Below are 20,457 nucleotides of genomic sequence, written 5' to 3'. Positions count from 1 at the left end.
AAGCTTACGAGCATGGGTTTTTTATCATAATATAGGAAATACGCAAAAAGGAGTTTTGTTATGGTAAATAATACAATAGCAGCTATATCTACTTCTTTATCTGCATCAGGTATAGGTATCATTAGAATAAGTGGAGAAGATGCTATTATCATTGCAGACAAATTATTTGTTTCAAAAAATAATAAAAAGTTGATAGAACAGAAAACACATACAATTCATTATGGTAATATAATTGATCCAGAGTCAAATGAGATAGTTGACGAAGTGCTTGTATCTGTTATGAAAGAACCTAACACGTATACAAAAGAAAACATAATTGAGATTAATTGTCATGGTGGAGTTATAGTAATGCAAAAGATACTTCATTTGGTTTTATCAAATGGAGCTAGATTAGCGGAACCTGGAGAATTTACTAAAAGAGCATTTTTAAACGGAAGAATAGATTTATCAAGTGCAGAAGCCGTTATAGATATTATTAATGCAAAAACGGAACTGTCTTTAGAAAGTTCGGTTAATCAATTAAAAGGTAATATTTACCGGGAAATAAAGAATATAAGAAGTAAGCTGATAGAATTGATAGCACATATAGAAGCATCTATAGATTATCCAGAGTATGATTACGAAGAGTTAGGCGAAAATATGGTATTAAATAATCTTGATGGGATAAAAGTAAAAGTTAGCAAACTGTTAAATTCAGCTGATGATGGTAAAATTATTAGAGAAGGTATAAAAACAGTCATAGTTGGTAAACCAAATGTGGGTAAATCTTCTCTTATGAATGCGTTATTAAATGAAGATAGAGCTATTGTAACCCATGTAGCAGGTACAACTAGAGATATTTTAGAAGAGTATATGAATATAAAAGGTATACCACTTAGAATAATTGATACAGCAGGAATTAGAGAAACAGAAGATATTGTTGAAAAGATTGGTGTTAATAAATCAGAAGAGTTAGTTGAAAAAGCAGATTTGGTTATAATGATGTTGGACGCTTCAAGTGATTTAGCCAAAGAAGATAGATATATATTTGATCTTATCAAAGATAAAAAAACCATTGTATTATTGAATAAGATTGATCTTCCTGTTAGAATAACAGAAGAATCTGTTAATATGGAAGTTAAGAATGCTAGAATTATATCTACATCATTGAAAGATAATAAAGGCTTAGATGATATACGAAAGACTATAAAAGACATGTTCTTAATTGGTGATATTAATTTTAATGATAATCTATATATTACCAATATACGACATAAAGTATCTCTTGAGAATGCAATAGATAGTTTGAATTCTGTTAAGGAATCAATAGAAATGGGTATGCCTGAGGATTGTTGGTCTATTGATCTAAAGAATTCATATGATTATCTAGGAGAGATTACAGGAGATAGTGTTAGTGATGATATTATTCATCAAATTTTTAGCCAGTTTTGTTTAGGTAAATAACTCAACTTTCCCACTTCAATATATTATGCAGGTAAGCTAATTAAAGGCTTTATAGAATAAAAATATAGGTGTTTCTTCTATCTTTTTATTCTGTAAACCAAACCTATAACCCTTAATTTACCTGCATTAAATTAAAGGTGGGAAAGTTGAGCAAATAAGTTTAATTTATCCTAATAGCTTTGATGGACTAGAGTTAATGTAAAAGGAGTTAATGTATATGAGTTATATTGAAGGAAATTACGATGTAGCTGTTATAGGTGCTGGACATGCAGGCTGTGAAGCTGCTCTAGCGGCTGCCAGATTAGGCCTTGAAACAGTTATATTTTCGGTAAGTTTAGATAGTATAGCCATGATGCCATGTAATCCTAGTATAGGAGGAACATCAAAAGGTCATCTAGTTCGTGAAATAGATGCTCTAGGTGGTGAAATGGGTAAGAATATAGATAAAACGTATTTACAATCAAGGATGTTGAATACTGGTAAAGGTCCTGCAGTTCATTCTCTAAGAGCTCAAGCAGATAAATTTACCTATTCCAAAGAAATGAAAATAATCTTAGAAAACACTTCACATTTAACTATAAAGCAAAGTGAAGTAACTGATATAATAGCTAAAGAGGGTAAAATTACAGGAGTAAAGACTATTTCAGGTGCTGTATATAATAGTAAAACAGTAATAATTGCTAGTGGAACTTATCTAAAAGCACGTTGTATATATGGAGAGGTTAGTATTAATAGTGGACCTAATGGTCTACTTGCAGCTAATTATCTTACTGATAGTTTGAAGAGTTTAGGAATTGAGATGTATAGATTCAAGACTGGTACTCCTTCAAGAATTGACAAAAATACAGTTAATTTTAATAAAATGGATGAGCAAAAAGGTGACGATAGAATTGTTCCATTTTCATTTATTAATACAGAAGAGGAAATCAAAAGAGAGCAAATATCATGTTGGTTAACTTATACTAATGTAGATACTCATAGTATCATTAAGAAAAATCTTGATAGATCACCTCTTTATAGTGGAGTCATAGAGGGAACTGGTCCAAGATATTGTCCTTCCATTGAAGATAAAGTTGTTAGATTCCAAGATAAAGAAAGACATCAAGTTTTTCTAGAGCCAGAAGGTGAATATACTAATGAGATGTATGTTCAAGGAATGTCAAGTTCACTTCCAGAAGATGTTCAAAGAGATATGTTAAGAACCCTTCCTGGTTTAGAAAAATGTGTAATTATGCGACCAGGTTATGCTATAGAATATGATTGTATTAATCCTTTACAGTTAAACTCTACTCTTGAATTCAAGAATATATCTGGTCTATATAGTGCGGGACAGTTCAACGGAAGTTCAGGATATGAAGAAGCAGCTGCACAAGGACTAATAGCTGGTATTAATGCAAGTATGAAGATATTAGGAAAAGAACAGATAGTATTAGACAGATCTGATGCTTATATAGGAGTTCTTATTGATGATTTGGTTACAAAAGGTACCAATGAACCTTATAGAATGATGACATCAAGAGCCGAGTATAGATTATTGTTAAGACAGGATAATGCAGATCTTAGATTATCATCAATAGGTCATAAAGTAGGTTTGATTTCTGATGAAAGACATAATAGTGTGAGAGAAAAGGAAAAGAAGATAGATAAAGAAATAAATAGATTAATAAATACTACTGTAGGTGCTAATAAAAGTGTTAATGACTTTTTAGAGAAGTATAATAGTGCTACATTGCGTTCTGGTATTACATTAGCTGACTTACTTAGACGACCAGAGCTTAATTACGATGTATTAGAAGAAATTGATAAGGGTAGATGTGAACTTGAATCAGATGTAATAGAACAAGTTAATATTTCTATGAAGTATGAGGGATATATAACTCGCCAACAGAAACAAGTAGCACAATTCAAGAAGTTAGAGAAAAAATATCTACCAGATAATTTGAATTACCAAGATATAAAAGGTCTTAGAATAGAGGCCATGCAAAAGCTTTATAGTGTCAAACCAAGGTCTATAGGTCAAGCGTCTCGTATATCAGGTGTGTCGCCAGCAGATATATCTGTATTATTAGTGTATCTTGAACAACTAAGAAGAAATTATAATTTTTAGATTAATGGATATATAGAAGCTATAAATAATAATAAGATAGGATGATGGTATGAAATATAATCATATACTAATAGAAGGTGCAGAGAAATTAGGTTTTAAACTAACAGATAATCAGGTAAAACAATTTGACAGGTATTATGAAATGTTAGTTGAATGGAATAATAAGATTAATCTTACTTCTATTGTGGATGAACAAGAAGTTATTATCAAGCATTTTTTAGATAGTATAGCTGTAAAAAGTATTATAGATCTAAGGAGCTATAACAGTTTGATTGATTTAGGTACAGGAGCAGGATTTCCAGGTATACCTCTCAAGATAGTATATCCTCATCTTAAAGTAACATTGGTTGATTCTCTTAATAAAAGAATTAATTTTTTGTCAAATGTTATAGATGAACTGTCACTTGATGATGTTGTATGTATTCATTCAAGAGCCGAAGATCTAGGTAATACTGAACTTTACAGAGAGCAATCTGATATATGTGTATCAAGAGCAGTTGCTGATTTATCTGTTCTTAGTGAGTATTGTATTCCATTTGTGAGATGTGGAGGTTATTTTATATCTTATAAATCTAGTAAATCAAGTGATGAGATTGAAGTATCAAGAAATGCTATTAGTCAATTAGGAGGTCTTTTGGAAGGAACTCAAAATGTTGAAATTCCTTTTTCAAAGATAGAAAGATCTTTTGTTCTTGTTAAAAAAGAAAAGATTACGCCTAATAAATATCCAAGAAAAGCTGGTAAGCCTAAAAAAAATCCATTAAGATAAATAATATTTCCTGGGAAATAATTTTGATTTTGTTATGATATTTGTTATAATGAGTATAAGATTAATTCACGAAAAAATAGTGAATAACTATTATGATGGTTTATGTAATAAGATAGATTTTAAATATAATTAACTAAAGAAGAGAGGAATAGTTTTGAGTATGATTAATGAATACAATGTAACCTTTATTTCTGTTAATAATATTAGACCTAATCCATATCAGCCTAGAAGAGTATTCGATAAATTAATGTTAGATGAATTAGCTAATTCAATAAAAGAATTTGGGATAATGCAGCCTATTAGTGTTAGACGGATTAATGATGAATATTATGAACTTATTGCTGGTGAACGAAGATTAAGAGCTAGTAAATTAGCTGGGCTTACAGAGATACCTGCAATTATCATTGATGTAAATGATAAAGATAGTGCCGTTATAGCATTAGTAGAAAATTTACAAAGAGAAAATCTTAATTATATAGAAGAAGCAGAAGGCTACTATAATCTAATTAATGATTATGACTTAACACAGGGCGAGGTTGCTAAACAAGTAGGTAAAAGCCAATCTACTATAGCTAATAAGTTAAGATTACTTAAATTAAGTAATAATGTTAAAAAAGTTTTACTTGATAACAATTTGTCTGAAAGACATGCTAGAGCTTTATTAAAATTACCTAATGAAGAATTACAGCTTAATATTCTCAATAAAGTAGTTGAACAATCTTTGAATGTTAAAAAGACTGAAGAGTTAATTGATAGAACCTTAAATAGATTAATTGAACAAGTAAATAAAAAAGATAAAGCAAAGGTAAAAAGATATCTAAAAGATATAAGAATATTTACTAATACTATTAAACAGGCTGTTGATATGATGGAGAGTTCAGGTATTGATATTGATTATAAGGTAAAAGAAGTAGATGATTCTTATGAGATAAATATAGTTATACCTATGAACTAATAATATAAATTTGTACATATTTTTAATTTTATAGGAAAGTTCAACTCTTTGAGAAATATAAGAGTGACGTTTTCATATGCGTAAAAGGAAACTTTCCTAACAACTGAACTCCCTACGGAAGACGAGGCTAGCCTCTTTTCCTATGTGTAAATATTTTGTAATGGAAGGTAGTGTTACTCATGATTAATGCTATATATATTAATGGTGATAAAAATATTGAAGATGCTTTTTTTGTTAGGGACAAGGTTTTTGTTAATGAGCAGAATATTGATTATAATATAGTTTTTGATGGCGAAGATAAAGAAGCTATACATGTAGTTGTATTTGAAGATAAAAACCCTGTAGGGACAGGCAGAATGACTATAAAAGATAATCTTTATCTTATAGGTAGAATTGCTGTACTAAAAGAAAAAAGAGGTAACTATTATGGAGACCTAGTAGTTAGAATGCTGCTCCATAAAGCCTTTGATCTAGGTGCTGAATTTGTAGAAGTACACTCTCAATTATCAGCAGTTAATTTTTATGAAAAGATTGGCTTCAAAGGATGCGGAGAAGTTTATCAAGAAGCTGATATTGACCACATTAATATGCGACTTGAAAAAGGTAAAATGATGAGAAAATGTAACCTGTAAATATTTTTATATTAAAAAGTGCTTCCTTAATCAGATAAGGAGGCACTTAATATATTTAGATTAATATTCAATAATTTTTTTATAAGGTTATTAAGCTATTAATTAAAATAAATATTACAAATGTCTATTATATCAGCAGGCTTTTCTAAATGAGGTAATAGTTTTGTATCATGTACATATGAATATTCTATTGCTGGATTTAGAGTTAAATAGCTGTTGATAATATCTTCAGATTTGTCATTATCCCCAATTAATATATAAATACTATTGTTAATGTTTTCTACTGCATTATTAATGGAGACATTTAAATATTTGCAACATTTAGAGGCATATAAAAATTTGTTATTTGCCCCTTGAAGATGTGAAGCTTCATGGTATATTGTTATATATTTTTTTCTTACTAATTTTTTATTGTAATATAATCTATTCCTAAGGTTAGTTCTTAAGATATATTTTGAGCAAGCAATATTATATATTGTTGTTCCTAATATAGGTGTTTCTAATAAATATTTCAAAAGTTTATCCTTTTTATTAGGATTCTTTTGTAGTGAGGCTATACTGGCTGGGTTAATGAATAATAATTTGTCAAATATATCTGGATTTTGATAACAAGCCATAGTAACAAATGATGAACTAGAAGAAGAAGCAATCACATCTGTTTTTTCTTTTATGACTTCATTAATGAAATCAGATATCAATTGAACATATAAAAAAGCGGTATACGTAATTTTAGGTTTGTCGGATCTACCATAACCAATTAAATCTATTGTATAAACAGTATGATTTGATGATAGGTTTTTAACTATTTTTCTGAATTCATAGTCTGAACTTCCCATATATAAACCATGAATCAATAGTATTGGTTTTCCTTTTCCTTGTACAGTATAAAATAATTTACCAAATTTCCACCCATAATAATAACTATTACATGAGAATAGATTATTCCTAATAGTAGAGGTTATGAATATTATTTTATTTATTAACGAGATTGTAATTAACGATACTAAAAAGTAAAATAGATTTTTTGTATGTTTTTTCACTTGCTTTCTCCTTTCTATTATTTTGCAGTATAGGAAAGGTATATTTTAAAATATAATTTTATATTAGTTATTTAACCTTCCTATTTTTACCATTGTGTTTTTAACAAATTCATTATACCACATATTTATATAAGATATAGTATAGAACTTTTTTATTATTATTTTATAGGTAATATGTCTACTATCTATTATGTAGCAAATTAGGAAAAAATTCAATAGAATTATTTAGAATTTATAAAAACATAATAGTTTGTTAAATTTTACAATAAATATACTGAATATAATAATATTATATATTAATATATAATAAAGAAAAATGTTATATACTATATTTGAGTGGAAATACGTAAAATATTACTAAATTTATTTGGTTTTTATGGACTTTTTTTTTGGAACTTTTTCCCTGCTAAGATAGTACTAATATACGTAATTTGCTTGTATTATAATATACTTTAATGATATAATAATATAACTAAAAGTTTAGGTTATATTTTGTCAGTAGGTGCTAAAAAAATGTATAAAAATGTAATGGAAAAATTGGAAACCATAATTAATGATACAAAAGAAATTATAAAAGAGAGAAATAGAGAGATTTATGAAATAAGTTCTTTCATTAAAAAGAGATATGTAGAAATAGAAGATAAATTTACAATTCTAAAAGATGAAGCTAACGATATTATAAATAATGTAGAAACGTTAGAGAAAAAGGTAAATCTTAGCCAAACAAAATTATCAGTTATTAACAAAAATCGTAATTTATATACTGATGATGAAATAAAGTTAGTCCAAAAAGAAATAGAAGATATTAAAAATAGACTTATACTTGAATATGAAAAAGAAATGGAAATAGTGCATAAGAGAGATAATTTAGAAAATCAGCTTAAGACTATTCGGCAAATAGCTGAAAAATCTGATTATGTAAGTAATAATTTAGATTTTGCATATGATATTTTATCTGGTGAACTTAATGAAATCAATAGTGAAGTTAACAATATGTATACAAAAGAAATATGGGGATTAAAAGTTATAAAAGCTCAGGAAGAGGAAAGATTAAGAATTTCTAGAGAAATGCACGATGGACCATCTCAGAACCTATCTAATCTTATTCTTAAGACTGAACTATGCATTAAATTATTAGATAAGGATATTGATAGAACTAGATTAGAATTACAGTCTCTCAAATCTATTATAAGGACAACTATTGATGAAACTAGAAGGATGATCTATAATCTTAGGCCAATGGCGTTAGATGATCTTGGTTTAGTTCCTACTTTAGAGAGATATATAGATAAAATTAGAAATGAAGTCAATTATGATATAACCTTACATGTTATGAACGGGGAAGATAATGTTAATTCTATTATTTCTTTAACTTTATATAGAATTGTTCAAGAGGCAATTAATAATGCAAAAAAGCATTCTAATGCTGATAATGTAAATATTGAGCTTAACTATAATTCGGAATTTATTGAGTTAATAATAGACGATGATGGTGATGGCTTTGATATAAATAATGTAAAACTTAACATGGAAAATAATAGAGGGTTTGGTATTACTATGATGAGAGAAAGAACTAACTTATTAATGGGTGAATATAAGTTAAAATCTGAAAGGGGAATGGGTACAACAATCTATGTAAAGATACCTATTTTGGAAAGCAAGGAGGATATTAATGAATAACATTAAAATACTTATCGCAGACGACCATTCAATGGTTAGAGAGGGTCTTAAACAATTAATTGAGCTAGAAGATGATATAGATGTCATTGATCAAGCTGGGGATGGTTCAGAGGCAATTCAAAAGATCATAGAGGGCAATCCTGATGTTGTATTGCTTGATATTAATATGCCTCGTATGAATGGATTAGAGGTCATAAAATACCTTAACGAAAATAATATTCCAACCAAAACTTTAATATTAACTATTCATAATGAAGTAGAATATCTTTACAAAGCATTTGAAATTGGTGTTCAAGGATATGTACTAAAAGATTCTGAATCAGATGTTTTAATTAAAGCTATCAGAACGATATATAATGGGGAGTCTTATATACAACCCAATATGGCATCTTTATTATTTAAGAGAATGAATAATACTAGAGAAGAAAAAGAAGTAGGGTTCAATAAGTTAACTAAAAGGGAAATTGAGGTTTTGAAACTTATCACTGAAGGCATGTTAAATAAAGAAATTGCACATAACCTATGTATTAGTGAAAAGACTGTAAAAAATCACGTATCAAATATTTTTAAAAAAATCAATGTATCAGATAGAACACAAGCTGCAGTTTATGCAATTAAAAATAATATAGTAGATATTTTTTAATCAATATTTATCAATTTGTTATATATGTACTTTTGATAGATTGAGGAGTAATCTGATATCAGTTGTTGATTAAGTTAATGAACCTTAATACTAGACAAATAGCTTTATTTAATGTATAATTTTTATAATTCACTTATTGTACTCTCGTCTTCGGTGGACGAGAGTTTTTAATAATTAATATTTATTTTGTTTTAATAAATTAATGAAATTGATATAGGATTTTTGATAGATTATTATTGATTATATTTTTATGAAAGGAAGTTATATAATGGAGTTTAAAAAGGTTATTGTTGAGTTGTTGTCTAATATTATTACTGATCTTCCAGAGAATGAAATTGATGAATTAATTGAAATCCCATCTAATTCCCAGATGGGAGATTTTGCTTTTCCTTGTTTCAAATTGGCTAAAATATTTAGGAAAGCACCTAATATGATTGCTAATGATATTGGAGAAAAAATTGGTTCTTCAGATTATTTTTCAAATATAAAAATTGTAGGTGCGTATGTCAATTTTTATGTAAACAAGAAAAAATATGTAGAAAGTGTTATATGTAATAGAGATGCTATAAATGGTAAACTGCATTATGGTGAGGGAAAAACTATTGTACTTGATTATTCTTCTCCTAATATAGCTAAACCATTTCATATTGGACATCTTAGAACTACTATAATTGGTAATGCATTGTATAATATTCATGAACATCTAGGATATAAATGTGTAGGTATAAATCACTTAGGCGATTGGGGTACACAATTCGGTAAGCTTATAGTTGCATATAAATTATGGGGTTCAAAAGAAAAAATTGAAAAAGATGGTATTAATGAGCTAACTAATATTTATGTAAAGTTTCACCAGGAGGCAGAGAAGAATCCTCAGCTTGATGATGATGCGAGAGCTTGGTTTACTAAGATGGAGAATGGTGATGAAGAAGCTTTAGCACTATGGCAATGGTTCAAAGATATTAGTTTGAAAGAATTTAACAAAATATATGGTATGTTAGATATAAAATTTGATTCTTATGCAGGTGAAAGTTTCTATAATGACAAAATGGATGCTATTATAAAAGAATTAGATGATAAAGGACTAATTAAGATTAGTGAAGGTGCTAAGATTGTTGAATTAGAAGATGATAATATGCCACCATGTCTAATTACTAAGAAAGATGGTAGTACTCTATATGCAACGAGAGATATTACAGCTGCTGTTTATAGAAAGAAAACATATGATTTTGAAAAATGTATATATGTTACAGCATTTGATCAAAATCTACATTTTGCACAGTGGTTCAAGGTTATTGACAAAATGGGATATGATTGGCATGAAAAGTTGATTCATGTTCCTTATGGTTTAGTTAGTATGGAGTCTGGTAAATTATCAACTAGAAAAGGTAAAGTGATTTATTTAGAAGAGTTGTTGAATGAGTCAATTGAAAAGACTAAGCAAATTATTGAAGAGAAGAATCCTAATCTAAAGGACAAGGAAAATGTTGCTAAGATTGTTGGTATAGGTGCTATTCTATTTAATGATATGTATAATAATAGAATTAAGGATGTAGTTTTCTCGTGGGATAAGGTTCTTAATTTTGAAGGTGAAACAGGACCTTATGTTCAATATACTTATGCTAGGGCTTCTAGTGTATTGAGAAAAGCTGAATATGATAGTAAAGGTGAGAGTATCAATTATGATTTATTAACTGATGATTTAGCTTTTAATGTGGTTAAGACTTTGCAGAGATTCCAAGGTGTAGTATTTGATGCAGCTGAGAAATTAGAACCATCTTTTATTTCTAGATATGTTGTCGATTTGGCACAGGAATTTAATAGATTTTATCATAATTGTCCTATTATAGTTGATGATATGGAATTGAGAAACGCTAGGTTGGAGATTGTTAGTATTGTTAGAGATGTTATTAGGGAGGCTTTATGCTTGTTGGGTATTAAGGCACCTGAGCAGATGTAAATAGGATGGTATTGTTTTTTAGGAACCTATTGTTGAATTTATTGTTTGATAAATTTGGCTGTAGGTTTTTTATTGTTTGACTGAAATGGAGGGTATAAGTAGTAGGGGCTATACGTAAAACTAACTATTTATTACTTGGGTTTTGGGTGTAGAGGGATTAAGTTAGTTGGTTAATAAGGATTGAAGCAGAGGAAGATAAGTTAAAGATTGTAGTTTATTATGTTAGATTAAAAATGTTTCACGTGAAACATGGATATAGGTATTAGAGGCTACAGGGAAGTGAGCGTAGTAATAAATAGTTAGTTTTACTGCGCCTTACTCCAAGGAACGGTCTTCGTAAAACTAACTATTTATTACTTGGGTTTTGAGTGTAGAGGGATTAAGTAAGCATGATTATTAGGGAGAAAACTAGACAAGATGAGTACAGGATTTATTTGATATTATATTATAGCAGGATAAAAATGTAGAATGATATGTCAGGATGTTTCATGTGAGACATTCATAAGATTACACAACAAACTAAATGTATTCAATTACACGTATATGAGTGTGATAAATAGTTAGTTTTACGAAGACCGTTCCTTGGAGTAAGGAGAAGTAAAACTAAATATTTGTCACTACGCTCACTTCCCTGTAGCTCCTAATCTAATTCACTATTAATAAACTTACTACTACCAACTAATATCCTAATAAACCAATAATCTAATATCCTAATACCACTTTTAATCAATAAAATAACTTATTAAAACTTGTACTGTATTACTAGATGATTCACCAAAATTTACTCATCCAACTTACAACCCATTATAATGCCTATACCAATATCCAATTTTTAACTAAATCTACCTAAAAAAATAGATTTAAAAAACCTATTGTGATATAATTAATAAAACGATATCCGAAAGAAGGGAATAATAATGGGAAGAATAATAGCCGTAGCTAACCAAAAAGGTGGTGTTGGTAAAACAACTACATCTGTGAATTTATCTTCTTGCTTAGCTGAAAAGGGGAAAAAAGTACTTACTCTAGATATTGATCCGCAAGGAAATACTACTAGAGGTTTAGGAATAGATAAGAGGAAGTTAAAGAATACTACATATGAGTTGCTTTTAGGACAAGCACCATTGAAAAAATGTATAATTAAAAATGTATTTAAGAATATATCCCTTATGCCTGCTGATGTTGATTTGGCTGGTGCAGAGATAGAGTTGATTGGAATGGATGATAATAGTTTTATATTAAAAAAGCAAATTGATCAAGTAAGAGATAAGTATGATTACATAATTATTGATTGTCCACCATCATTAAGCACTTTGACAGTTAATGCTTTGACTACAGCGGATACAGTTTTAGTACCTATACAGTGTGAATTTTTTGCTTTAGAGGGATTATCTCAGCTTATGTACACGATTAACTTAGTCAAGAAGAGATTAAATCCTAATCTAGAGATTGAAGGAGTAGTATTTACAATGTATGATGCTAGGACTAATTTGTCTATGCAGGTAGTAGATGAAGTTAAAAAAGAGTTGAAGAGGACAAATATCTATAAAACAATAATACCAAGAAATGTTAGATTGGGAGAAGCACCAAGTCATGGAGTACCGATTAATCTATATGATTCTAATTCAAAAGGTGCGGAAAGTTATAGGTTATTAGCAGATGAAGTGATAAATAGGAAGGATGTTTAGAAATGGCTGCCGTAAAAAGAGGGTTAGGAAAAGGTCTATCTGCTCTTATTACAGATGATCTTGAACAAGAAATCACTGATAAAAGTAAAGGTATAGTTAAGATAAATGTTAATGAAGTTGGTCCTAATAAAGAGCAACCACGAAAAAAGTTTGATGAAGATCAGTTACAAGAGTTATCAGACTCCATAAAACAATATGGAGTTATTCAGCCGTTGATAGTTATAAAAAAGAACAAATTCTATGAAATAGTAGCTGGTGAAAGAAGATGGCGGGCTGCAAAATTAGCTGGATTGAAGGAAGTACCAGTAATTATAAAAGGTTATACACCTAGAGAGAAACTAGAAGTATCACTTATAGAAAATATACAGAGAGAGAATCTTAATCCTATAGAAGAAGCGTTTGCATATCAGAAACTTATAAATGATTTTAAGTTAAAACAGGATGATGTTGCTGAGAAGGTAGCTAAAAGCCGATCGGCAATAGCAAATTCCATGAGATTATTGAATCTGGATGAAAGAGTTCAGAGGATGATAGTTGATGAAATGATCTCTAGTGGACATGCAAGAACATTATTAGCAATAAAAGATAGTGAGATTCAATATAATATTGCAAACAAAGTATTTGATGAAAAACTAAGTGTTAGAGATACAGAAAAACTCATCAAGAGCATTACAAAACCTAAGACTCCTAAAAAGGGATCAAGAAATGATGAAGCCTTAACTGCTATATATAAAGATATAGAAGAAAGATTTAAAGAGATTCTTGGAACAAAAGTTACTATTAATCATAAAAGCAAGAAAAAAGGGAAAATAGAGATAGAGTATTACTCAGATGATGAGTTAGAGAGATTAATTGAATTAATTAATTCAATCAAGGAAGGATAGTTTTAGATGGAGATGTTAAATTATTATATTTCTAATAACGTTGAGTTAATAGTATTATCGTTAATTGGTATAACATTATTGATGTTGATACTATTGATTATTAATTCCATTAGAATAAAGAAATGGAAAAATAAATATTATCAATTCATGAACTCTAAGGAAGATTTTAATATTGAAGATGTATTGCAAAATAATATTAAAGATATTGAGGGACTCAAAGATACTCTTCACAAACAAAAATTTGATATTAGAGAACTAGAAAAACATGTTAGACAATCTATAGAAAAAGTTGCTATTGTGAAATATAATGCCTTTGATAATATGGGTGGACAATTAAGTTTTGTAATAGCATTATTGAATCAAATAGATAGTGGGGTGTTATTTAACTGTATGCATAGTAGAGAAGGTTGCTATATGTATGTAAAAGAAATAAAAGATGGTAAAAGTGAGAAAGTTCTTTCAGAAGAAGAAAAGTCAGCTATAGAAAAGGCAATTAATCAGTAAGGAAAACAATTAGCAATATTTATTTTTAATATTATATTTTACCGACTCTTGGTAATACTATTATTATTACTAGGAGGTGTTCTAATGGTCATATTAGTGCAAGATGGATTAGATAATATTGAAAATTATCTAATAGGAAGAGGCTACAAAGTAATTCATGGGAATGATACTACTAAAACTCATGATATATATATTTATTCAAGTTCTTCATATAAAGGTTTATATAATGAGATTTTTAGTAATAACATGCATAACTCTATAGCAACAAATAATGTATTAATGATTAATGCTAATAATAAATCTTATGCAGAGATAGAAGATATAATTAATAGTAGAAAATATAGTAATTTATTTGAAAGTGAGGGCTTTTTTTGAGATATAAGATGTTAGTGCTTGATATGGATGATACACTTCTAGATGATGATTTGAGTATATCTACAGACAATATCAAAGCTATACAAGAAGCTAATAGAAAAGGAACAATAATAACTATCTGTTCTGGCAGGGTAAGTAAGTCTATTATAAATGTTATTAATGAACTTGGAATTACAAATGATAATGATTATTATATATCATATAATGGTGCTGTTATTAATGATTTCAGTGGAAATAATATTTTTTATGAACCGTTGGTACAAGACATACTTCCAGAGTTGATTGATATAGGTAGAGAATATGGAGTTGATATTCAACTCTATGATAAAAAAGGTGTAATAGTGGAACAAGTCACCTCAAGGATAGAGACTTATCAAAAACTTAGTAACATATCTGCTTATGTTGTGGATGATCTTAAAAACTATGATAAGTCAATTAAAGTATTATATAACTATGATGATATTAAGTTATTAGAAAAGATCCAAGAGCATATTATAGACTTATATAATGAAAAAGTTAACGTGTTTTTTTCAAAGCCTACATATTTAGAAGTATTGAGTAAGAAAGCTAATAAAGGAGTGGCATTAGAATATCTTGCTAATTATTTACATATAGACAGGGAAGAGATAATAGCTGTAGGGGATAGCTTCAATGATAAATATATGATTAAATATGCTGGTATGGGAGTAGCGATATGTAATGCTAGAGATGAGATTAAAGATATGGCGAATTATGTAACAAAATGTAATAATAATCAAAGTGGAGTTGCAGAAGTAATTAATAAATTCATATTAAATGATTTTTAATATGAATCTTGTTCTTTGTTTTGATTATCGATAAAATTAATATTTATAAATAGCAAAAAAGAAGGGAAAAATGGCAACCCTTCTTTTTTGTTCTCATTTACATGTATATAATTATTTTCCGTAGTAAGCCTTTTTATATAAGTTAACTAATTCTTTTACTAAAGGTAATCTTGGATTAGCAGGTGTACACTGATCTTCAAATGCTCTGTCTGCTAAGTAGTCAACTCTACTCAAAAATTCTTTTTCATCTATACCAAATTCTTTTATAGAAGATTTTATATTAAGTTCCTTCATAAGGTTTCTTACTGCATTAGCTAGTGATTTAACACCTTCTTCTGTAGTCTTGCAAGGTAAGTTAAGATGTTTAGCTATTTCTGCATATTTTTCAGGAGCTATAAATTTCTCATATTTAGGGAATGATGCAAATTTTGTTGGTGTACTACTTCCGTTATATTCAATTATAAATGGTAATAATATAGCATTAGCAGCACCATGTGGGATATGGAATTCTCCACCTAATTTATGAGCCATTGAGTGATTTACACCAAGGAATGCATTTGTAAATGCCATACCAGCCATACATGAGGCATTATGCATTTTTTCTCTTGCTTCAGCATCATTACCGTTTTTGTAAGCTCTTGGTAAGTAGTTAAATACTAACTCAGCAGCTTTTAACGCAAGTGCATCTGTATAATCAGAAGCTAAAACAGAAACATAAGCTTCTAAAGCATGTGTTAATACGTCAAGACCTGTATTAGCCGTTACACTGGCAGGTACTGACATTACGAAGTCTGGATCAATTATCGCTACGTCTGGAGTTAATTCATAATCAGCAAGAGGATATTTGATTCCTTTTTCTTTATCAGTGATAACTGCAAATGAAGTTACTTCTGATCCAGTTCCAGATGTAGTAGGTATAGCTACAAATTTTGATTTATTACCCATAGTTGGGAATTTATAAACACGTTTTCTAATATCCATGAATTTGAGAGCCATATCACTGAATCTAGCTTCTGGATGTTCATAGAATAACCACATTCCTTTTGCAGCATCCATAGCTGAACCACCACCTAATGCGATAATAACATCAGGATTAAATTTTTGCATCATTTCTGCACCTTTTTTAACTGTTTCTATAGATGGATCAGGTTCAACGTCAGTAAATAATTCACAATGAATACTATCATTTCTGTTTCTTAAATGATAAAGTATTTTATCAACATAGCCAAATTTTACCATAAATGGGTCAGTAACGATAAATGCTTTTTTGATGTTAGGCATTTTACTTAGGTATTGTACTGAACCTGGTTCAAAGTATATTTTTTCTGGAATTTTAAACCATTGCATATTCACTCTTCTATTCGCCACTCTTTTCTTATTTATTAGATTAACAGCTGTTACATTTGATGTTGTTGAGTTTCTTCCGTAAGAACCACAACCAAGTGTAAGAGATGGCATGTTTGTGTTATATATATCTCCAATTGCTCCATGAGTAGAAGGAGAGTTAATTATGATACGACCAGTTTTTAATCTTGATGAGAATTGTTTGATTACTTCATCATCTTTGGAATGAATAACTGATGAATGTCCAAGACCACCGATTTCAACCATCTTGTCACATAAATCAATACCTTCTTTAGCATTTTTAGCTTTTATAATTGCTAATACAGGAGATAATTTTTCTTTTGATAATGGATATTCGTGACCAACACCATCAATTTCACAACATAAAACTTTTGTATCTTCAGATACGTTTATATTAGCTAATCTAGCGATTTCTACAGGAGATTTACCTACTATAGCTGGATTAACCGCACCTTTTTCAAGGTTCATAACAACGCCTTCTAAGCGTTTAGTTTCTTCTTTTGTTGTGAAGTAACAGTTTTGTTTTTTCATGTAATCTGTTACTTGTTTATATATAGGTTCTTCGATAATTGCTCCTTGTTCAGATGCACAGATCATTCCATTATCAAATGCTTTTGATAAGATTAAATCTGTTGCAGCTCTTTCGACATCAGCAGTTTTTTCTATGAAGCAAGGTACGTTACCAGGTCCAACACCAAGAGCAGGTTTTCCTGTTGAATAAGCTGATTTAACCATTCCAGATCCACCTGTAGCAAGTACTAGAGCAACACCTGGATGATTCATTAATGTATTAGTAGCTTCTAATGAAGGAAGTTCTATCCATTGAATACAATTTTCTGGAGCACCAGCTTTAATGGCTGCATCTCTAACAATTTTAGCTGCTTCAGCAGAACACTTTTGAGCTGATGGATGGAATGCAAAGATGATTGGGTTTCTAGCTTTTGCTGAAATTATTGATTTGAATAATGTTGTTGAAGTTGGGTTAGTAACAGGAGTTACACCAGCAACAACACCAACAGGTTCTGCAACTTCCATGTAGTCTTCTTCTTTATTTATATTAGTAATTCCTACTGTTTTTTCATATTTGATACTATGATAGATATATTCAGTCGCAAACATATTTTTAGTTATTTTATCTTCATATACACCTCTACCAGTTTCATTAACAGCTAGTTTAGCTAAATACATATGTTTGTCCAATCCTGCAAGTGACATTTCTTTAACAATATTATCTACTTGTTCTTGGTTAAGTTGTAAATATTCATCTAATGCCTTTGTAGCCTTTGATACTAATTCGTCAATCATTTTTGGCACATCAATATTCGGTTTATCATTAGTTTTAGTGACTTTTGTGTTTGCCATAATTATATACCTCCTAGATATTTTTATTATTAGTTTTTTTCTATTTTGTAATTATAATGCTACATGTAGTCGCATTATAAATTGATTTCAATACATAAATAACGTTAAATTATTAACAATTATTATCAAAAAAATATTACATTGATATAATAGCAAATTGATAAAATTTTGTCAATTACTAAAATAAAAATCTACAATTTAAAATATACAATATAACTATAAATACTGTATACATGACAGCATTATTAACATAAATAAGATTTAATTATAGTTATTATATATAAAAAAACACTATAGATATTTAATAATAGTTCTTACCTAGACAAGTTGTAGTATTAAATATAATTAAAATTAGTTAAATTTATAACAATAAATTATGTATAAAACTTTAATAAGTTAATTAAGTAGTACATAAAAAATAACCTGCGTTTCAGGGGGGGAATAAAACGCAGGTTGAGGGGGGTATTAGATGATGTACCATATTATTGAGGCTTATTTCCTAAACCAAAATCCTCATAAATAAAACATTGTAAATAAATGGTACATTAATAATGATTACCATAATAAGTCTTTTTATTCATTTATTTCAATTTTAATTGAAGATACTATAAAAAAATGATATGATTATATCAACTGTAAAGAGATTTTTTTATAAGTAGAATTAATTAATTTTATAGAGGAGCAATTATTTAGTTCTATTCAAATTATAAAATCAAGGGAAATATATTGAACTTATTGAAATGATGTTTAAGTTTAATATATATATTAACGAATAATGATAAAGAACAAAATAATTATCTTTAGAAACTTGATTAATAATATTTGATTTGATTATTCATTAAATAAGTAGTAGTTAATAGAGATTTTTTAGCCGTTCTATAGGTGGGATTTAATGAGAAGAGTACTAATAGACAATTTAAAAGGTAATGAGAGAGTGGCACGACCAGTTTATTCATTAAATGGAAGCTTTCTTTTATCAAAAGGAATTCATATTAAGAAATCTTATATTGTTCGTTTAAGGGAGCTAGGTGTAGATTACATCTATATAGAAGATGAATTATCTGAAGGTGTTGAATTAAAAGATTTTATTGAAGAAAAGACAAGAGAAAACTGTAAAAAAGAAGTTAAAAAAGTATTGGAGAATTATAGTACCCAAGGACATTTAGAATTAACTAATATTGTATCAGCTGCTCAGAATATTGTTGAGGATGTATTGACCCAACGTAATATTATTGTTAATCTGGTTGATATTAGGAGAAAAGATGAATATACATATGCCCATTCTGTCAATGTATGTGCTTTAGCAGTTTTATTATCTATAAAGTTAGGTTATAACAAAAATAGAGTTAAAGACATAGCTATAGGTGCTTTATTACATGATCTAGGTAAAGTTATTATTCCAGAAGAAATCCTCAATAAGCCTGGTAAGTTAACTGAAAAAGAATATGGAATAGTTAAGCAGCATGTAATCTATGGTTATGAAGCCATAAGCGAAGCATCATGGATAAGTTCTATATCTAAAGTCATAATATTAACTCATCATGAAAATGTTGACGGTTCTGGATATCCTTTCGGTTGGAGTGGTAATAAAATTAATAGTGCGACAAAAATTATTTCTATATGTAATGTTTTTGATTCTATGGTTACAAAAAAACCTTATAGAGAAGCTTATAAAATATATGAAGTAATAGAATTTCTTATTGCTAATAAAGGGCGATTATTTGATGAAGAACTTGTGGATGAGTTTATTAAATATATAGCGGTATATCCATCAGGTATGGGAATTATAACTAATGAAGGAGCTAAAGGTATTGTTCTAAAACAGAATAATGGATTCCCTTCAAGACCTATCATAAGAATTTTGGAAGATGAAAATGGAAAATGTGATAAGTGGGTGGAGATTGATTTAATGGAGAATAAAAAACTTTTTATTGTAGATACTTATGAAATATAAATAATAATATTTTAGGTTGAAAAGAAACATAATATATATTATAATTATTAAAAATAGTTTTTGTGCTGTGATGGAAGCTAAGATTAAGGTAGTTTTTTAAGAGAGTCAGAGATGGTGAGAACTGGCATAACGAAATAATCTCTCCACTTCCGGAGTACCTAGCGATGAGTTAGAGGTTAGTATCCTTTATAGTACTAATCAAGAGATTACAATTTTTATTGTAATAAATTGGGTGGCAACGCGGATATCCTTTCGTCCCATTAGGGCGAAGGGTTTTTTTATTGTTTTAT

Annotated in this window: 16 protein-coding genes; 14 read left to right on the top strand and 2 right to left on the bottom strand. The window is 28.9% G+C overall.

The window, feature by feature from the left end; all coding sequences use genetic code 11:
• Nucleotides 1-60 precede the first annotated feature (60 nt).
• The 5 genes from mnmE to N4A55_RS10280 all read left to right on the top strand — a co-directional run bounded on the left by mnmE (nucleotide 61) and on the right by N4A55_RS10280 (nucleotide 5,906).
• The gene (gene mnmE, locus N4A55_RS10300; RefSeq protein WP_293755865.1) at nucleotides 61-1,443 is read left to right on the top strand and encodes a tRNA uridine-5-carboxymethylaminomethyl(34) synthesis GTPase MnmE; all 1,383 of its coding nucleotides are present in this window, start codon (nucleotides 61-63) and stop codon (nucleotides 1,441-1,443) included.
• Between the two features lie 217 nt (nucleotides 1,444-1,660).
• The gene (gene mnmG, locus N4A55_RS10295; RefSeq protein WP_293755862.1) at nucleotides 1,661-3,550 is read left to right on the top strand and encodes a tRNA uridine-5-carboxymethylaminomethyl(34) synthesis enzyme MnmG; all 1,890 of its coding nucleotides are present in this window, start codon (nucleotides 1,661-1,663) and stop codon (nucleotides 3,548-3,550) included.
• A gap of 49 nt (nucleotides 3,551-3,599) precedes the next feature.
• On the top strand, nucleotides 3,600-4,319 hold the full coding sequence (gene rsmG / locus N4A55_RS10290) for a 16S rRNA (guanine(527)-N(7))-methyltransferase RsmG (RefSeq protein ID WP_293755859.1): 720 nt from the start codon (nucleotides 3,600-3,602) through the stop codon (nucleotides 4,317-4,319).
• A gap of 160 nt (nucleotides 4,320-4,479) precedes the next feature.
• Entirely contained in the window at nucleotides 4,480-5,274 is a 795-nt protein-coding gene (gene noc / locus N4A55_RS10285; RefSeq protein ID WP_293755929.1) for a nucleoid occlusion protein, read from the top strand.
• A gap of 179 nt (nucleotides 5,275-5,453) precedes the next feature.
• Complete coding sequence (locus tag N4A55_RS10280; RefSeq protein ID WP_293755856.1) at nucleotides 5,454-5,906, top strand: GNAT family N-acetyltransferase; 453 nt, start codon at nucleotides 5,454-5,456, stop codon at nucleotides 5,904-5,906.
• 98 nt (nucleotides 5,907-6,004) lie between these two features.
• On the opposite strand, the gene N4A55_RS10275 is transcribed toward N4A55_RS10280, so the two are convergent.
• Nucleotides 6,005-6,946 (bottom strand): alpha/beta fold hydrolase, encoded by a 942-nt coding sequence (locus N4A55_RS10275; RefSeq protein ID WP_293755853.1) that lies wholly within the window; start codon nucleotides 6,944-6,946, stop codon nucleotides 6,005-6,007.
• A 513-nt stretch (nucleotides 6,947-7,459) separates the two neighbouring features.
• Between N4A55_RS10275 and N4A55_RS10270 the strand changes: the two genes are divergently transcribed.
• The 8 genes from N4A55_RS10270 (at nucleotide 7,460) to N4A55_RS10235 (ending at nucleotide 15,486) form a co-directional block, all read left to right on the top strand.
• Nucleotides 7,460-8,626, top strand: a complete 1,167-nt coding sequence (locus N4A55_RS10270; RefSeq protein WP_293755850.1) for a sensor histidine kinase — start codon at nucleotides 7,460-7,462, stop codon at nucleotides 8,624-8,626.
• Nucleotides 8,619-9,269: a response regulator gene (locus N4A55_RS10265; RefSeq protein ID WP_293755847.1), complete on the top strand. Its 651-nt coding sequence runs from the start codon at nucleotides 8,619-8,621 to the stop codon at nucleotides 9,267-9,269. The genes N4A55_RS10270 and N4A55_RS10265 overlap by 8 nt, the downstream gene beginning before the upstream one ends.
• A 268-nt stretch (nucleotides 9,270-9,537) precedes the next feature.
• A complete protein-coding gene (argS, locus tag N4A55_RS10260; protein WP_293755844.1) occupies nucleotides 9,538-11,229 on the top strand; it encodes an arginine--tRNA ligase in 1,692 nt (563 codons plus the stop codon).
• A gap of 917 nt (nucleotides 11,230-12,146) precedes the next feature.
• Nucleotides 12,147-12,917 carry a ParA family protein gene (locus N4A55_RS10255; RefSeq protein ID WP_293755841.1) on the top strand — a complete coding sequence of 257 codons (771 nt, stop codon included), beginning with the start codon at nucleotides 12,147-12,149 and terminating at the stop codon, nucleotides 12,915-12,917.
• 2 nt (nucleotides 12,918-12,919) lie between these two features.
• Nucleotides 12,920-13,801, top strand: coding sequence for a ParB/RepB/Spo0J family partition protein (locus N4A55_RS10250; protein WP_293755838.1), 882 nt, complete (start codon nucleotides 12,920-12,922; stop codon nucleotides 13,799-13,801).
• 6 nt (nucleotides 13,802-13,807) lie between these two features.
• On the top strand, nucleotides 13,808-14,305 hold the full coding sequence (locus tag N4A55_RS10245) for a DUF4446 family protein (RefSeq protein WP_293755835.1): 498 nt from the start codon (nucleotides 13,808-13,810) through the stop codon (nucleotides 14,303-14,305).
• A gap of 84 nt (nucleotides 14,306-14,389) precedes the next feature.
• Nucleotides 14,390-14,680 (top strand): YkuS family protein, encoded by a 291-nt coding sequence (locus N4A55_RS10240; RefSeq protein WP_293755833.1) that lies wholly within the window; start codon nucleotides 14,390-14,392, stop codon nucleotides 14,678-14,680.
• Complete coding sequence (locus N4A55_RS10235) at nucleotides 14,677-15,486, top strand: Cof-type HAD-IIB family hydrolase (RefSeq protein ID WP_293755830.1); 810 nt, start codon at nucleotides 14,677-14,679, stop codon at nucleotides 15,484-15,486. Before N4A55_RS10240 ends, N4A55_RS10235 begins: the two co-directional genes overlap by 4 nt.
• A gap of 111 nt (nucleotides 15,487-15,597) precedes the next feature.
• Here N4A55_RS10235 and adhE read toward each other — a convergent pair whose 3' ends face one another.
• Complete coding sequence (gene adhE / locus N4A55_RS10230) at nucleotides 15,598-18,213, bottom strand: bifunctional acetaldehyde-CoA/alcohol dehydrogenase (protein WP_293755827.1); 2,616 nt, start codon at nucleotides 18,211-18,213, stop codon at nucleotides 15,598-15,600.
• An 892-nt stretch (nucleotides 18,214-19,105) separates the two neighbouring features.
• Between adhE and N4A55_RS10225 the strand changes: the two genes are divergently transcribed.
• Nucleotides 19,106-20,167, top strand: coding sequence for an HD-GYP domain-containing protein (locus tag N4A55_RS10225; protein ID WP_293755825.1), 1,062 nt, complete (start codon nucleotides 19,106-19,108; stop codon nucleotides 20,165-20,167).
• Nucleotides 20,168-20,457: the final 290 nt, after the last annotated feature.

It is taken from the genome of Vallitalea sp., assembly GCF_025211055.1.
In the GTDB taxonomy this organism is placed as follows: Bacteria; Bacillota; Clostridia; order Lachnospirales; family Vallitaleaceae; genus Vallitalea.
The sequence above is the reverse complement of the archived record's forward strand: the minus strand, read 5'-3'. Positions and strand labels throughout refer to the sequence as shown.

Coding starts and splice junctions, on each gene's coding strand:
- N4A55_RS10250 (WP_293755838.1), top strand. CDS start 12,920: ATGGCTGCCGTAAAAAGAGGGTTAGGAAAAGGTCTATCTGCTCTTATT.
- N4A55_RS10270 (WP_293755850.1), top strand. CDS start 7,460: ATGTATAAAAATGTAATGGAAAAATTGGAAACCATAATTAATGATACA.
- argS (WP_293755844.1), top strand. CDS start 9,538: ATGGAGTTTAAAAAGGTTATTGTTGAGTTGTTGTCTAATATTATTACT.
- N4A55_RS10265 (WP_293755847.1), top strand. CDS start 8,619: ATGAATAACATTAAAATACTTATCGCAGACGACCATTCAATGGTTAGA.
- noc (WP_293755929.1), top strand. CDS start 4,480: ATGATTAATGAATACAATGTAACCTTTATTTCTGTTAATAATATTAGA.
- adhE (WP_293755827.1), bottom strand. CDS start 18,213: ATGGCAAACACAAAAGTCACTAAAACTAATGATAAACCGAATATTGAT.
- rsmG (WP_293755859.1), top strand. CDS start 3,600: ATGAAATATAATCATATACTAATAGAAGGTGCAGAGAAATTAGGTTTT.
- N4A55_RS10245 (WP_293755835.1), top strand. CDS start 13,808: ATGGAGATGTTAAATTATTATATTTCTAATAACGTTGAGTTAATAGTA.
- N4A55_RS10225 (WP_293755825.1), top strand. CDS start 19,106: ATGAGAAGAGTACTAATAGACAATTTAAAAGGTAATGAGAGAGTGGCA.
- mnmG (WP_293755862.1), top strand. CDS start 1,661: ATGAGTTATATTGAAGGAAATTACGATGTAGCTGTTATAGGTGCTGGA.
- N4A55_RS10280 (WP_293755856.1), top strand. CDS start 5,454: ATGATTAATGCTATATATATTAATGGTGATAAAAATATTGAAGATGCT.
- N4A55_RS10240 (WP_293755833.1), top strand. CDS start 14,390: ATGGTCATATTAGTGCAAGATGGATTAGATAATATTGAAAATTATCTA.
- N4A55_RS10255 (WP_293755841.1), top strand. CDS start 12,147: ATGGGAAGAATAATAGCCGTAGCTAACCAAAAAGGTGGTGTTGGTAAA.
- mnmE (WP_293755865.1), top strand. CDS start 61: ATGGTAAATAATACAATAGCAGCTATATCTACTTCTTTATCTGCATCA.